This window comes from Bacillus pumilus (genome assembly GCF_003431975.1).
Classification (GTDB): Bacteria; Bacillota; Bacilli; order Bacillales; family Bacillaceae; genus Bacillus; species Bacillus pumilus_N.
Genome location: NZ_CP027116.1, coordinates 3661881 through 3677246 on the forward strand (window position 1 = coordinate 3661881; position 15366 = coordinate 3677246).

Consider the following 15366-nt stretch of genomic DNA (forward strand, 5'->3'; position numbering starts at 1 on the left):
ATTTTAGCCCTTTGTCAACAATCTGAGGCAGTCTATTCTTAGACTGCCCTTACTTTTTTATTTAAATAAATAGCTTTGATATTTCGTTAATTGAACACTTGCGTTATAAGCGATTCCGAAACCAATGAGAACAGATAAGACGGAGCTGCCTCCGAAGCTGATAAACAGGAGCGGAATCCCTGTTACAGGCATTACACCTATGTTCATCCCAATGTTCTGGAACGTATGAATCACAATCAGTGCTGTATATCCAACACAGAAGAATGATGCAAATCGGCTATATGGATGGATGCGATCGATCAGCACGACAAGCCGGTAGATCAAGAAGAAGAACATGATCACAACAAACGCACAGCCGACAAAGCCAAAGGCTTCTCCTATAATCGAGAAAATCATATCTGTTTGTGCTTCAGGAACATAGACTTTTAAGTTTTTAACCCCATTCCCAAAAATCTGTCCAGCACCAATGGCCATAATGGCTTGGTCTACTTGATATTTATCAGACCCAGAAGCATCCTGTGTCTGCGCTTGGTTGGCTGACGTAGATTGATCAGGCAGCCAAGCAGTAATCCGGTTAATCTGATACTGCTGAATACCGATTGTTTTCGCAACATCAGGGAAGAGAATGATCACGGCTAACACAGCGGCAATTAAAAGCACAACCACGGAACCAATGAGAGAGATCAATTTCCAATTGACTCCTGATAAAAACACCATCACGACCACAATAAACATACAGACAGCTGCCGTCCCTGCATCCTGTAAGAAGATCAGTCCAACTGGGACAGCTGCCACTCCGGCAATTTTTAATAGAAGGAAGATATCATCTTCTAATGTCCGTTTTCCTCTAGGGCTTGATTTTCCAATGACAGATGCGAGCATCATAATCAAACCTATTTTCATGAACTCTGAAGGCTGAAGTGTCCCAACCCCCGGTATCACAAACCAGCTTTTTGCACCATTTTTAATTGGGGCAAAATCATGACCTCCGATTTGTGCAGGAGCGATTTTCAGAAAAATTAACAGCAAAATGCCGCCTATAAAAATATATAAGCTCAGTTTTTCTAATTGCTCTAAGTCAAAATAATTAATGGCTACAATACATATGACCCCGACCATGTAGTAAATAATCTGCCTCGTCCATGCATTAGTTCCATACTGCCCAAACTGACCCGCAGCATATATCGCAATGACACTGATGGCAAAGAAGGCGAAAAATATAAAAATCAAATCCCCTTGATAGTAAGGAGATGTATTCTGCTTGTTCATGAACTAACCACCCTTATTACAAAACATAAAAGCCCTTATTTATATTAGATTGAAATTTTCACAAAAGCAACTCACCTTAAATATGACGGAAGATACTGCCGAAAGGTTCCAATCAATTTTCAAAAAATGAAATACTTTTCATCCTAACAATAGGAAAATATTCCTCTACACGCTTATCAAGCAACCGATCATGAGTCCTTTAAAAAGATTATTTTACAGATTTTAAGGGGAAAATTCAATGACCTATGTGGCGATATGACAAGCAATATCGTGCCAGTGTACGGTATACGGAGGGAAAAAGAAAAAAACCGTTTTTTACGGAATAAGGCCCATTTTCCAATTATTGCGTTTACTTCAAAGTCAATTGTGGTATAATACTTGTAACAAAATGTTCACATTATCTCCTAAAAACAGACACAATTGCATCCTGACCTCTCATTTGATTTGAACATCAACTTACAAAGGAGTTGGATACGATGGATATGTTCTTTGCGTACCTATGTATTGCAACGGCTACACCCCTGTTTTTATGGCTTGAAAACAGAAAAATTGCACTAGCTTCAATTCCACCTATTATGATTATGTGGATTTTCTTCGGTCTTTACATGACAAGCAGTTTATCTCCAGCAGGACATACCTTCATGATCGCATTCTTTGCCATTAACGTGATTTTGGCACACATTGCAGCGTTCCTCATTTATGGACTTCCATTCATTCGCAAAAGATTTAGCAGCACCAGATAAATTACGCTCCCCCTAATGGAAGCGTTATCAACGCTATGATAAAAACCACTCACCTTAAAGATGAGTGGTTTCAGACCGTAGACAAACCCCACCTTTACTTCAAGTAAAAGTGGGGTTTTCACATTTTTTTGATAAAAACATCATGTGTTTTACGCTGGACATGGTCCTTTCCATGTCCAGTTTGCTAGCTTTTTGAGATTCATGGCAGCGAAAGTAAGCATCGCCTGCATTGAAACTTTTTTGAGTCCACGAAGTTTCGTCCAACGCATACCATGCTTTTCTTTTGCATCCGCAAAAACGCGTTCTATTGTTTCTTTCCGTTTTGCATAAATGTCTTTATTCATTTGTGTCAGTCTCAGATGGTCTGCTTCATCTAGATAGTCCTGCCAAATATGCCGATGAATTTGTTTGGTGTGATTTTGACTTTGTGTACATTTATCTAAATATGAGCAGGACTTACATATCTCTGAATCAGACGCATATTGCTTATAGCCTTCTCTAGTCGTTGTACGATAAGAGAGAATTTGCCCGTTGGGGCAAATGTAACAATCAAAATATGCATCATATACGTATTCACTCTTTTTCAAATAACCAGCTTTTGTTCTTGGACGAGTGTAAGGCATGACAGGTCTTATCTCTTGATCCATTAAAAACTTAGCGAGATAAGGTGTTTTATATCCCGCATCTACTGCGACTACATTTGGTTTTCCGACTTTCTCTGATACCTCTGATACGAGTGAATCCAACATACGACTATCATGAACATTTCCGCCTGTGACCAACGAGCCTAAAATAAATCCTTTTGAATCACAAGCTGTATGAAATGAATAAGCAAATGACTTTTCACGTTCATCCTTTACATAGTAGCCACTTTCTGGGTCAGTCGTGCTAACTTTAACTTCTTTTGTTTCTTCTTTATTCTGTAGGGGTAAGGGCTTTTTTCCATGTTCTTCACGATCAATATTGATCTCCTCATGGAGCTGATTTTGATAACTTCTCGTCTCTACTCGAACGACTTTCTTTTCAAGTTTCTTCTTATTGGCATTCGCCTTGACATGAGTGGAATCAATGAAGGCAATTGAAGGGTCAACAAACCCTTTTTTCATCGCTTCTCTTAAGATTCGATAAAAAATTTGTTCAAATAAATCTGTATCGTGGAAGCGTCTCACGTAGTTTTTACCGAAGGTAGAAAAGTGCGGGATTTTCTCCGAAAACCCATATCCAATAAACCAACGATAAGCCACGTTAGTTTCAATTTCTTTAATGGTTTGACGCATAGAGCGAATACCAAATAGATATTGGATTAAGACCATCTTAATGAGAACAACAGGATCAACACTTGGTCTACCATTGTCGGAACTATAATGATCTTTGACAAGATCATAAATGAAGTCAAAATCGATTGCTTGATCTATTTTCCGTACAAGATGATCTTGAGGCACTAATTCATCTAAAGCCACTACTTCTAATTGGTTTCGTCTTTCTTCTTCACGTTTGGATAACATGTTCATCCCCCACAGACTTGTGTTATTACCCTTATTATACAAAAAAGCTTGTAGACTTTGTCTACAAGCTGAAACCACTCACCTTAAAGATGAGTGGTTTTTTATTATTTCTCTGAATGCTCCGAGTGCTTTGGTGCAGATGGTGAATAACCATCTTTACTGTTCTCTCCGTGGCTGTAGTGAGCCGCAAAGATCCAAACAGATCCGATAACGAAGATAATCGCACAGAACAGACCAAACAATGTATTTCCGACTTGAACAGTTCCGTTCTCGCTTTCTGTCATGTGCATAAACATGAATAGCTGCAAGAACGCTTGAATAAATGCAAAACCAAAGATAATCCATAGTTTTGCGGAACTGCCAATTTCAGCTCCAATGGCAATCCAAAATGCTAAGACTGTTAGCACAATGGATAGGATGAAGCCAACTACGTGTTTCCAAGGGAAGTGTTCGTGCTCTGCTGAGGAATGTGTTTTTCCAGCCATATCACAAAAGCCCCCCTAATCCGATCAAGTAAACAGCTGTGAAGATGAAAATCCATACAACATCAAGGAAATGCCAGTATAGACTTGAGATAAAAATCTTCGCTGCTGTTTGTGGAGTTAATCCACGTTTTTTAATTTGGAACAAGACCCCGGTAATCCAGAAGATACCGATCGATACGTGTAATCCGTGAGTTCCTAAGAGTACAAAGAATGCAGACCAATACGCACTTGTATGAATGCTCGCACCCTCATGCACATAATGGAAGAACTCAAAAATCTCAAAGCCAACGAAGCCTGCGCCTAGAAGCAGTGTTAGAATCGTCCAAATGACAACCCCTTTTGTACTTCCACGGCGCATTTCATGAACGGCAATCCCACATGTGAATGAACTAACCAATAGCAGGAATGTCATGATCAATACAAGTTTCATATCAAACAGCTCAGCTGGTAAAACGCCACCAGCTGTTCTGCCATGAAGAACAAAGTAGGTCGCAAAAAGTGTTGAGAATAACACGATTTCCGCGCCAAGGAATATCCAGAAACCAAGGATGTTTAAACGTCCTGTTTCAGACTGATATTCAAGCGGTGCATTTGCATAGCTGCTATCATTATGTCCCATTACTTCTGCGCCTCCTTATTCTTTTTCTCTGTTTCAATCACTTCTTCAACAGGAATATAGTAGCCATCGTCGTATTCGAATGAACGTAAAATCATCGTTGCGAATACACCGATTAAGCCAATAACGCCAATCCAGTACCATTCAAATACAAGACCGAATGCACCAAGTCCGAAGAATGCAGACATGATAAGTGGTCTGCCTGAATTGTGCGGCATGTGAATTTTCTTGAATTCTTTTTCAGGATGAACGTCTACATTGTTTTGCTTCCAATGATGGAATGCATCTGGTGTTGTCACTTCTGGAAGTGCTGCAAAGTTATAATGCGGCGGAATTGCAGAAGATGTCGCCCAGTCAAGTGTACGTCCTTCTCCCCAGCTGTCTCCAGACACTTCACGTTTTGCATGTCTCCAGCTATAGTAAATGTTGTAGCAAAGGATGATGAATCCGACACCCATCATAAATGCACCAATTGTTGAGATAAAGTTTAGTGCAGTCCAGCCATCTTCTGGTCCATACGTATAAATACGTCTTGGCATTCCTTGCAGTCCTAAGAAGTACTGCGGGAAGAAACAGATGTTAAATCCGATCATAAATACCCAGAAGAACCATTTGCCGATTCTTTCGTTTAACTTGTAACCAAACATTTTTGGATACCAGAAAACAAGTCCAGCAAAACAAGCAAAGACAGTACCTGCGATTAATACATAGTGGAAGTGGGATACAAGGAAGTACGTGTTATGGTACTGATAATCCGCAGCTGCCATCGCAAGCATAACCCCAGTGACACCACCGATAACGAAGTTCGGGATGAAACCAAGTGCCCAAAGCATTGGTGAAGTAAAGCTGATACGGCCTCGATACATTGTAAAGAGCCAGTTAAAGATTTTTACACCTGTTGGTACAGAAATCGCCATTGTAGTAATCGAGAAGAATGAGTTAACCGCTGCACTATTCCCCATTGTAAAGAAGTGGTGAACCCACACAAGGAAACTAAGAACAGAGATTGCCACAATCGATACAACCATCGCTTTGTAACCAAACAGCTGTTTTCTTGAGAACGTCGCAAAAATTTCTGAGAAAATACCGAAAGCCGGCAGGATTACGATATATACCTCAGGATGTCCCCAAATCCAGAAAAGGTTCGCCCAAAGCATTGGCATACCGCCTGCTTCGAGTGTAAAGAATGCAGAACCGAATAAACGATCAAATGTCATAAGTGCTAAAGCAACTGTTAATACAGGGAATGCGAATACGATGATGACAGACGTGATCAATGTTGTCCATGTAAACATTGGCATACGCATAAGCGTCATACCTTTTGTACGCATTTTTAAGATGGTCACCATGAAGTTAATACCTGTCATAAGTGTACCAATACCTGCAATTTGGAGCCCGAGCAAGTAGTAGTTCTGTCCAGGACCTGGTGAGAAATCATTTCCGGCGAGCGGCATGTAACTCGTCCAGCCTGCACTTGGTGATCCTCCAATAACGAAGGAAATGTTGAACAGCATCGCTCCGACCATGAATGTCCAGAAGCTAAGGTTGTTCAAATAAGGGAATGCAACGTCACGTGCACCAATTTGAAGAGGAACAACGACGTTGATTAAACCAATTAAAAATGGCATCGCCATGAATAGAATCATGATCGTACCATGCGTTGTGAAAATTTCATTATAGTGGTTGGAATCTAAAAACGTATTATTAGGAAGCGCCAGCTGCGCGCGCATCATCAGTCCGTCTACCCCACCGCGGAAGAACATGATCACAGCAGCAAGGATATACATAATCCCAAGCTTTTTATGATCAACTGATGTTAGCCATTCTTTCCAAAGCCATTTCCACTTTTTAAAGTAGGTTAAAACAAACACGATGGCAATGGAAGTAAGAGCGATAGAAATTTGCGCACCAAGAATTAATGGGTCTCCAGTTACAAAAAACTCATCCCATTTCAAATGCATAACGGCCTCCTCCTTTCCTTAGTCAGTTTATTCATTCTCTAGTTTTCTTTTATAGTTCTTCACATTCTCGAAAGGATCTGTTTTCGAATGTGGAGAAACTGATTGATAACCTAAACGTTTGCGTGCTTGGAGTGCGTATTCAGAATCCTCTCCATGCTTCGCAAAGGATAAATGTGTTGATGAGAATGTCTGCACATCTGCAGCATCAGGAAGCATCAAGTAGTCATACGTTTTCTTCGTTAACTTTGGTGCTTCTTTTTTCGTTTTGTTTACCCATTTATCATAGTCAGACTGCGTCATCGCATTGACTTTGAATTTTTGCTGAGCAAAGCCCTCGCCTGTGAAGTTGGCGTTTCTTCCTTCGTATGTGCCGACTTCATCAGCTTGAAGATATTGTTCCATCTCCATTCCAGCCATCGCATACTTCTCCCCGCCTAGCTGAGGAATCCATAGTGATGCCATTGTATCAGCGGAAGTGATTTTGAATAAAATCGGCTGATTTTTTGGAATGTTTAAGTAGTTCACTGTTTCAATATTCTCCTCTGGATAGCTAAAGATCCATTTCCAATCAACTGCTGTAGCATAAACGACAAGTGGATCTTTATGGCTTGTTGCTTGAGGCGCCTCTTCCAAAGAGTAAATTGTTTTTACAGTTGGAACCGAAAGGGCAGCAACGATTAATATTGGGATCACTGTCCAGACAACTTCTAGAAGCGTATTCCCGTGTAGTTCTGGGTTATAAGAGGCGTTTCCAACGTCCTTACGCTCACGGTATTTAACCAAAATGATGGTAAACAGTACAAATACCGCTCCAACGATAAAGAGCATAAATCCAATGGATAAAAGGATTAAGTCTTTTTGTTGTGCTGCGACAGGTCCTTTAGGATCTAAAACAGCGATATTGCTGCAACCTCCTAATACAAAAACACTCACGAGCATCGCTAATAAAAGCATAGGTTTAATGGCTCTGAACAAGAAGATCACCATCCTTCCTTAGATAATGTATAAATTGCTGAATAATTGTGAAAAGCCATCTGCCTTCGAAAACTTTTCTTCCCTTTGTAATGCTATCAAAATCTGTTAGAGTTAGCTTCCCTTTTTTCAAAAGTTCATTTATTTTTCAACAGATTTCTATTAAAATGTCATAAATTCGACATAAATTTATATTATTGCACACACAATAAATTTCTAGGATTTTGAAAAGTTGAGAGTTGAAGGCAAAGGACAAACAATCAAAAACTTTGTCAAATTTAGGTTTACCACAATAAAAAAGTTTGTTCAAATTTCAATTTAACTTAATGAAATTTTATCTAGATAAACAATTTCAAAATAGGTATCCCACATTTAACAAAAACCTTACTCATTTTAACGCAAGTTCACCAGAAAAGAAAGTACCGATCCTCAGCCTATGCGCTGTAAGAATTGGTAATGATGCTGAATAAGTGGAATCCCGCTAAAGAATTCCAGCAAAAAACCGGCTCAGCGCCGGCACTCTGCATTATTCATCTCTCACTAAGATATCAGGTCGTCTATAAATTTCTCCTTCATGTTCAATGTCGATGTACGTCCACTTGCCTGTATACGTTAAAAAGCGGTTTCCCTCTTTTTCTACAACGATCGTATCCTCTGATTTCAGTCCAGGCAATGAAGGGTTCCATGTAAACACTTGATGTAGCTGAATGTCTTCCTTCGATGAGGGAACGGCAATGATTTCCCTGGATACAAACCCTGTCTTTCCCCCTTGATGAAGCTTTTTCCAGCTATCAGGGAATCCCTCTTTTTCATACTGAGCAATACCTGCTTTCAGTACATCTCCTAATGTCTTACCAGGTCGCGTAGCAGCATTCATGACCGTATCAATTCGTGCCAGCCGCTCTTTGTTCTCTTCAAGCTCCTTCGGAAGCTGCCCAAAGTACACAGACCTTGTCACATTCGCTACGAGCCCGTTCCGCTCTGCGCAGAGTACAACAAGCGCATGCTTTTGAAGTGCTTTCTCTGTTGGAATCGGGTGTCGGTATTGATGAATACGGTCATCCGTTGCTACTAGCAGAACCTCTATCGTCATCCCTTGTGCAATGGCTCTTTGAGCAACAAGCGAAGCAATTTCGTGCTCGGTCTGCCCTGGAACGATTTCTTGACAGACACTTTCTACAATAACTGCTGTTTCATGACAGAGCATTTCATATTGTCTGAGCTGTGAAGCAGTTAGGATTGAGCGAACATGCGACAAATCCGGTTCGATCCATTCAAATCCATCCATTTGAATATCCGTCCCAATTCGTTTACCTTTTGTGAGTTCTTGAATGTATGGGGTCTCATCCTCATACCAATCCATTGTGACCACTTGAAACGGATGATCGACGTACGCCATTTCTTCTTCAATGATCCGCTTTTCTTCCATTTGATTCACAATGAGAATGAGGTCGTCTTTTAACACGAGCAGCTGGCACACACCATCTGGCGTATTTAACACAATGTGATTCCTTCTTCCGCCTGTCAGCCAAGAAAAATTATTTCGCTTTTGAATCAAAACACCATCAAGCTGCTTTTCTTCCATTAGCCCTCTTACTTGTTCAATCATCTAATCACCTGCCTGTTTGAAGTGTTTGAATGAAACGGTTAAAAGCTGTTTTCCCTTGCTCAGTTCTTTTAAACACACCTGCCTGTGAGAGAATTCGAGAAAAAACAGAGCCAATTTCTTGTTGTAAAATGGTTTCGGTGTTCTCCTCTGTAAAACTGTTCTCTTCAAGCAGTCGTTTTGCCCATATGGCGTGTTTCCTAATCTCAGGACACGCATTGATTTCTTCAAGAGGGTTTTCCGATAGCAACGCCTCTTTTAATTGGCTTAATTCCTCTGCTAATCTACCAGGAAGGACAGCAAGGCCCATGACTTCAATTAATCCGATATTCTCTTTTTTAATATGGTGGACTTCTTTGTGCGGGTGGAAAATGCCGTCCGGGTGCTGCTTATCTGTACGGTTATTCCGCAGCACTAAATCTAATTCATAGCTATCCCCGTGGCGCCGCGCAATAGGTGTAATCGTATTATGCGGAGTCTCTCCTGTATAAGCGATCAGCTCCACTTCTTCATCTGAGTACGATTTCCACTCATTTAAGATAAAGTTTGCTGCCTCTGCGAGTGCAAGCGGTTCGCTGCTTCGAAGGCGGATCACAGACATCGGCCATTTCACAATGCCAGCTTGCACATTCGGAAAGGCGTCGAGAGAGAAGACCTCTTCCATCTCGGCTTTTGCCATCGGAAATTCATGCGCACCACCCTGAAAATGGTCATGGCTTAATATACTGCCTCCGACAATCGGAAGATCGGCGTTTGACCCGATGAAATAGTGCGGGTATATAGATATGAAGGAAAGCAGTCGCTCAAAGGTCTTTTTGGTGATGCTCATTGGTTCATGTTCGCCTTTGAACACAATACAGTGCTCGTTGTAATACACATAGGGTGAAAATTGCAGAAACCACGATTCATCTGAGAGTGTTACTGGAATAATCCGGTGATTCTGTCTCGCTGGATGATTAATCCGCCCCTCAAACCCAACGTTTTCTTTACAAAGGAGACAAAGAGGGTATTGCTTTTGACTAAGCTTTTTCGCTTCAGCGATAGCTTTTGGGTCCTTTTCTGGCTTTGATAGATTAATGGTGATCTCTAGCACACCATCTTCTGTTGGTGTAAACCACTGTACATTTTTGGCGATCCTGCCTGTATGAATGTAGTGTGCATTTTGCTGCATCTCATAGAACCAGCTTGTAGCTGCCTTCGGTCCTTCATGCTGGCGTTTATCCTCGAACTTCGCATAGATGACACTTGGAGGCGCCACCAAGCAGCCCATGATTTTTGCATCTAATAAATCATGATACGTATCTGTCCCCTCAGGGATCAGACCTGTTTCTACAGCCCAATCGAGCATTGGCATTAAGATGTCTTCAAGGTTTTCTTCTCCTGAGACGGTTCTTGCTTCAGCGTCATCAAGCCCGAGCACCTCAAGCAGTCGATTTCTCGTATATTCGATATCTAGTGTTGTGATCAGCTCTTTATCGATCCCGTATTGAATCAGCTGTTCCACCTTTTCAAAAATATCAATCGCCATTCCCTCTGTCCCCTCTCTTGCCAGCTGTTACGTTTTATTCACTTTGATAGCCATCTGGATGCTTCTGAAACCAATCCCACGCGCTTTGAATGATTGTGTGAAGGTCAGCATATTGAGGTGCCCATCCCAATTCTTGCAGCGCCTTTTCAGAAGAAGCAATTAGCTTGGCTGGGTCTCCTGCGCGTCTTTTTGCCACTTGCGCTGGGATGGCATGCCCCGTGACTTTTCTGACGGCTTCTACGACCTGCTTTACGGAGAAACCTGTTCCATTTCCTAAGTTGTATGTCGCACTGCCTTTTCCAGCACGCAGGCGATCAACGGCTAAGATGTGCGCCTCTACTAAGTCCATCACATGAATGTAATCTCTAATACACGTGCCATCCTCTGTCTCATAATCATCACCGTAAATCATGATTTGATCTCTTTTTCCTAAAGCAACTTGCAGAATAATTGGAATGAGATGCGTCTCAGGCTGATGATCCTCTCCGACAAGTCCTTCTGTATGGGCACCAGCTACATTAAAATAGCGAAGCACCACGTATTCTAAGCCATATGCTTGCTCAGACCACTTCAGCATTTTTTCAATCGCTAGTTTCGTTTCTCCATAAGGATTCGTTGGGCTCGTTTCATCCGTTTCAACGATCGGTACACGTTTTGGTTCACCATACACAGCAGCAGTTGAAGAGAAAACGATGCGTTTCACATCAAATTCATTCATTACCTGCAGTAAAGCTGTTGCGCCGCCTACGTTGTTGTCATAATACTTGAGCGGATCTGTTACACTCTCCCCGACAAGTGAATCTGCCGCAAAGTGCATGACCGCTTCTATTTGATGCGCGTTGAAAACCTGTCTTAAAAAGGCGTGATCCCGTAAATCTCCTTCCTCTAAAACAGCCCCTTCCAAAACAGCCTCTTTGTGGCCTGTCTGCAAATTATCCAATACCACTACTCGTTCGCCTTTCGCTAAAAGAGCCGCTACCGCATGACTGCCTATGTACCCTGCTCCTCCACAAACTAAAATTGTCATTACACTTCCTCCTTCGTGAGTTCTCTTGCGCCTCCTCCAATTCCAGCTGTGTAAAAAGAGGCTTGAATGCCTGTTTTCTCTTGATACATCGCACCAGTTTCTTCTATAAATGACGCCAGCATCTCTTCTTTCACAATGCTGATCGTGCATCCGCCAAAGCCTGCACCCGTCATACGGGAACCAATTGTCCCGGGGTGACGCCAAGCCGCTTCTGCTAGTGCATCTAATTCTTTTCCTGTCACTTCATAATCATTCTTTAAAGAAAGGTGAGAAGCCTTCATGAGGGCGCCTAGTTCTTCCATTTTATCATCTTTCAGAAAATTTACTGCTTTCATCGTCCGCTCGTTTTCCGTCACGACATGTCTTGCACGTTTGCGGCATATGTCATCTTCTATCAAGTGGGCATGCCCTTCAAATTCATCCACAGTGAGCTCACATAGGTGGGTAATGTCAATGTCTTTTCGAAGATCATTTAAAGCAGATTGACACTCTGACCGGCGCTCATTGTATTTGGAATCAGCCAGTGTCCGCTTTTTGTTTGTATTGGCGATGACAAGTGCGAGTCCCTCTTGCCAGAACGGACTGTATTCAAAGGCAAGGGTGTCACAATTGAGCAAAATGGCGTGATCTTCTTTTCCAAGAGCAATCGAAAACTGATCCATAATCCCACAATTGACGCCAATAAATTCATTTTCTGCACGCTGTGAAAGGAGGGCAAGATGGGCATGTGAAACACTGAATGAATGCCACTCATTGATGAGAACAGCGGTAACAAGCTCTATAGAGGCAGAGGAGGACAGACCTGCGCCATTTGGAATATTGCCGCCGTACACAATGTCAAAGCCGTCTTCTATCTTCATCCCTGCGTTTATAAACTGCTTGAACACACCCTTCGGATAATTCGCCCAGCCGTCTGATTCTGCGTAAACGATTTCAAAAAGGTTGAATTCTTTCACACCATCGTCCTCAAAGTTCAAGGAATACATTCTCACGCGGCCATCTGAACGCTTTGCACAAACAGCATACGTTCCGAGAGTAAGCGCACATGGAAACACATGGCCTCCATTGTAATCTGTATGTTCACCAATCAGGTTCACTCTTCCTGGGGCAAAAAAATAGCGAAGTTCCTCTCTTTCTCCAAATTGCTGGTGAAAAGCCGCGCGTAACGTATCGATCATATCCATTCCCCTTTTCTCTTCTGATACTTTTATTTTAGTTGGCTCTACAGTGTCAGTTCAATGGTAAAAAAACCGTTAAAAAATACCCTTTTTTTGCTGTGAGTGGTACGATGTGTTATGAGGTGTAGCATGATTCTAAATAGAAAAAGGTTGTTTTTTGCTGTGAAGGAGGGTTTCCAATTTGAAGAAAGAAGCATTTGCATTTCGTTTTCACCATTCTGATGTGACATTGCCGGCGCAAATATGGTCTGTTGGCTGGGAAGTTCAATCATCTTCGTTATATAGCTGGAATGGCGTGGAGCGGAAGGATCAGGGCAAGTGCATCTTTCAGCTCACACTGAGTGGACACGGCATGATCGAAATCGGGGAAAAACGATTCAAAGTTTTGCCGGGGCAGGCTTTTCTCGTGAAAAGTCCAAGTGCCTATCAATATTATTTTCCAGAGGACAGTGAGCATTGGGAATTCCTCTATTTGACGCTTTATGGGGAAGCCTGCGACCTTTGCTTTGACCAATTTATAGACCAAGGAAAGCAGGTCATGCGTTTTCATCCAAATTCCAGACCGATCCGCCTGCTGAAGAAAATTTATGATGAAGCCAGTGAAAGACGGATTACCAATCCATTTGAGGGGTCTAGCCTTGCTTATCAATTTGTCATGGAACTGTATTCATATTTGCCAAAGCTTGAGGGACAAATGGAGAAATGGCCTGAGCCTATCGTTCAAGCAGCCTTGTTTGCCAGCCATCATTTTCACGAGGAAATCGGCCCGGACGATATGGCAGCTGCGGCACGTTTATCCAAAAGTCATTTTACGAGGGAATTCAAAAAGGCCACTGGCTTCACACCTATTCACTATTTAACCAATATCCGGTTAGAAAAGGCGGAAACGTTACTGAAAACAACGAAATACTCGATTGAAGAAATCGCCATACAGTGCGGCTACCGAAATGCGAATTACTTGAATAAAGTCTTTCGAAAGAAGATCGGCATGTCTCCAAAGCAACTGCGGGAAACAAGCGATGCATAATAAAAAGCAGCCGCTTAACAATTGGCTGCTTCTTTTACGCTTTCGTTAGGTCAACATGAATTCTCCCTTGTCTTAAAACAATGGTCATTTGCATGTCAGGGGTCATTAAGTTTTCTAAAATGTCCGTTGCCGTTTGAAGCGCAATGTCCATTCGGTTGATCTTTTCCTTTTCTTGTTCCGAAAACGCTTCTGGATGCGCAGTCATTTCTTTGACTAGCCTCAGCACTTGTTCATGCTGCTTTTCTGTTTGTTGATATATGACATCATATAATTCGTCTGGCCTGCTGCTCATTTCACATCACCTATCTTTTTTCATGTGTTAAATCGCATCTTCTTTTGTTTTCTTGAAGACGAACCATTTACTGGCGACATAATTCACGACTACAATCACAAAGTTGACAAGAATTTTTGCGACAGTTTCATTGAGCGCCATTTGGCTCACAAATAAAATCATCAGCCCCAGATCTACACCTAGAGACATGAGACGGACACTAAAAAATGAAGAAAGTTCACGCATGAGGCTTTTCGTATCACGAGCCTTTTGCTTGAAGACATACTTCTTATTGGTGATATAAGCAAAGAGAACAGCAAATACCCATGAAACAACTGTAGCTGTTTTATAATCCATGGAAAACATCTCAACGAATAAGTAGAAGCTGACTATGTTGACAATGGTTGTACACACTCCCATCACAAGATACATAACAACTTCTTGATACTTTTGAAAAAGGCTATACATGTCTTTCTTCATTCCTTCTTGGTGGTTTCTGTTTCTTTTAGAATACCATCTTGAGAAGAACTTCCCAAACGAACAATATGTACGTCCTGCACAGATGAAATTTGTTCTACCCGATGGCAAATGTCAACCTAATTGGTTTATATGAGTCAAATGTTTTAGGTCTTTATCATTATTTTAATTTATAATCTTTTAACTGACTTTACAATTGTTTATTATTAGAAGTAAGAAATCAATAATTATGGGTTTTTTAGTCATTTTTTTAGGAACGTGGTAGGTGATAGATTTTACAAAATAGGTTAAATGTCATCATTTTTCGACAAAAATCTATTTTGCGCTGTTTTCATCCACACGTACAGTTACTAGACGGTTTGTTCAAGTCATTGGTTGCAGATGAATATGTCTTATTGAACTGGAGGATATTATGGATACGCAAGTGAAAAGAAGAGTTGACGAAGAGTGGGTTTATTTGATTCAGGAAGCGAAAAAAATTGGACTAAGCATCGAAGAAATACAAGCTTTTTTAACATCCAACGGTGATCAGAAGATGATAAACAAACCGTAATTCAACGCCGTTATCCTTTGTCTTTCAGACTGCTTTGGCTAAAGTTCTGACTTATCAATTGACCATTTACACATCCTTTCATGACGATACGCTACAATAATTGAACACCTCTTCATACCAATCCCTCCCACTCATGGGGTTCTGTCTT

The 15366-nt window shown here is 41.4% G+C and carries 15 protein-coding genes; 3 read left to right on the top strand and 12 right to left on the bottom strand.

What is annotated here, in order from left to right; genetic code table 11:
• Positions 1 to 57: 57 nt before the first annotated feature.
• On the bottom strand, positions 58 to 1269 hold the full coding sequence (locus C5695_RS19015) for an FtsW/RodA/SpoVE family cell cycle protein (protein ID WP_117732504.1): 1212 nt from the start codon (positions 1267 to 1269) through the stop codon (positions 58 to 60).
• Between the two features lie 476 nt (positions 1270 to 1745).
• On the opposite strand from C5695_RS19015, the gene C5695_RS19020 reads away from it, so the two are divergent.
• A complete protein-coding gene (locus C5695_RS19020) occupies positions 1746 to 2012 on the top strand; it encodes a spore morphogenesis/germination protein YwcE (protein ID WP_003215279.1) in 267 nt (88 codons plus the stop codon).
• Between the two features lie 149 nt (positions 2013 to 2161).
• Here the strand turns inward: C5695_RS19020 and C5695_RS19025 are convergent, their stop codons facing one another.
• From C5695_RS19025 to C5695_RS19065, 9 genes are all read right to left on the bottom strand, one after another.
• A complete protein-coding gene (locus C5695_RS19025; protein ID WP_117728482.1) occupies positions 2162 to 3517 on the bottom strand; it encodes an IS1182 family transposase in 1356 nt (451 codons plus the stop codon).
• 104 nt (positions 3518 to 3621) lie between these two features.
• A complete protein-coding gene (qoxD, locus tag C5695_RS19030) occupies positions 3622 to 4002 on the bottom strand; it encodes a cytochrome aa3 quinol oxidase subunit IV (RefSeq protein ID WP_117732506.1) in 381 nt (126 codons plus the stop codon).
• Position 4003: 1 nt separating this feature from the next.
• Positions 4004 to 4621, bottom strand: a complete 618-nt coding sequence (gene qoxC / locus C5695_RS19035) for a cytochrome aa3 quinol oxidase subunit III (protein WP_007497820.1) — start codon at positions 4619 to 4621, stop codon at positions 4004 to 4006.
• On the bottom strand, positions 4621 to 6579 hold the full coding sequence (gene qoxB, locus C5695_RS19040) for a cytochrome aa3 quinol oxidase subunit I (RefSeq protein ID WP_003215069.1): 1959 nt from the start codon (positions 6577 to 6579) through the stop codon (positions 4621 to 4623). Before qoxB ends, qoxC begins: the two co-directional genes overlap by 1 nt.
• Positions 6580 to 6606: 27 nt before the next feature.
• On the bottom strand, positions 6607 to 7563 hold the full coding sequence (gene qoxA, locus C5695_RS19045; RefSeq protein ID WP_117733211.1) for a cytochrome aa3 quinol oxidase subunit II: 957 nt from the start codon (positions 7561 to 7563) through the stop codon (positions 6607 to 6609).
• Between the two features lie 514 nt (positions 7564 to 8077).
• Positions 8078 to 9160 (bottom strand): M24 family metallopeptidase, encoded by a 1083-nt coding sequence (locus tag C5695_RS19050; RefSeq protein WP_117732508.1) that lies wholly within the window; start codon positions 9158 to 9160, stop codon positions 8078 to 8080.
• 4 nt (positions 9161 to 9164) lie between these two features.
• Complete coding sequence (gene galT / locus C5695_RS19055) at positions 9165 to 10685, bottom strand: UDP-glucose--hexose-1-phosphate uridylyltransferase (protein WP_117732510.1); 1521 nt, start codon at positions 10683 to 10685, stop codon at positions 9165 to 9167.
• 34 nt (positions 10686 to 10719) lie between these two features.
• A complete protein-coding gene (galE, locus tag C5695_RS19060; protein ID WP_117732512.1) occupies positions 10720 to 11712 on the bottom strand; it encodes a UDP-glucose 4-epimerase GalE in 993 nt (330 codons plus the stop codon).
• Positions 11712 to 12890: a galactokinase gene (locus C5695_RS19065; protein WP_410369223.1), complete on the bottom strand. Its 1179-nt coding sequence runs from the start codon at positions 12888 to 12890 to the stop codon at positions 11712 to 11714. The genes galE and C5695_RS19065 overlap by 1 nt, the downstream gene beginning before the upstream one ends.
• A gap of 181 nt (positions 12891 to 13071) precedes the next feature.
• Between C5695_RS19065 and C5695_RS19070 the strand changes: the two genes are divergently transcribed.
• Positions 13072 to 13917, top strand: coding sequence for an AraC family transcriptional regulator (locus C5695_RS19070; protein WP_117732516.1), 846 nt, complete (start codon positions 13072 to 13074; stop codon positions 13915 to 13917).
• 34 nt (positions 13918 to 13951) lie between these two features.
• Here C5695_RS19070 and C5695_RS19075 read toward each other — a convergent pair whose 3' ends face one another.
• Together C5695_RS19075 and C5695_RS19080 are read right to left on the bottom strand one after the other, a co-directional pair.
• Positions 13952 to 14209, bottom strand: coding sequence for a hypothetical protein (locus C5695_RS19075; protein ID WP_117732518.1), 258 nt, complete (start codon positions 14207 to 14209; stop codon positions 13952 to 13954).
• 27 nt (positions 14210 to 14236) lie between these two features.
• A complete protein-coding gene (locus C5695_RS19080; protein ID WP_012011676.1) occupies positions 14237 to 14620 on the bottom strand; it encodes a GtrA family protein in 384 nt (127 codons plus the stop codon).
• A gap of 457 nt (positions 14621 to 15077) precedes the next feature.
• Between C5695_RS19080 and C5695_RS19085 the strand changes: the two genes are divergently transcribed.
• Positions 15078 to 15218, top strand: coding sequence for an anti-repressor SinI family protein (locus tag C5695_RS19085; RefSeq protein ID WP_117732520.1), 141 nt, complete (start codon positions 15078 to 15080; stop codon positions 15216 to 15218).
• Positions 15219 to 15366: the final 148 nt, after the last annotated feature.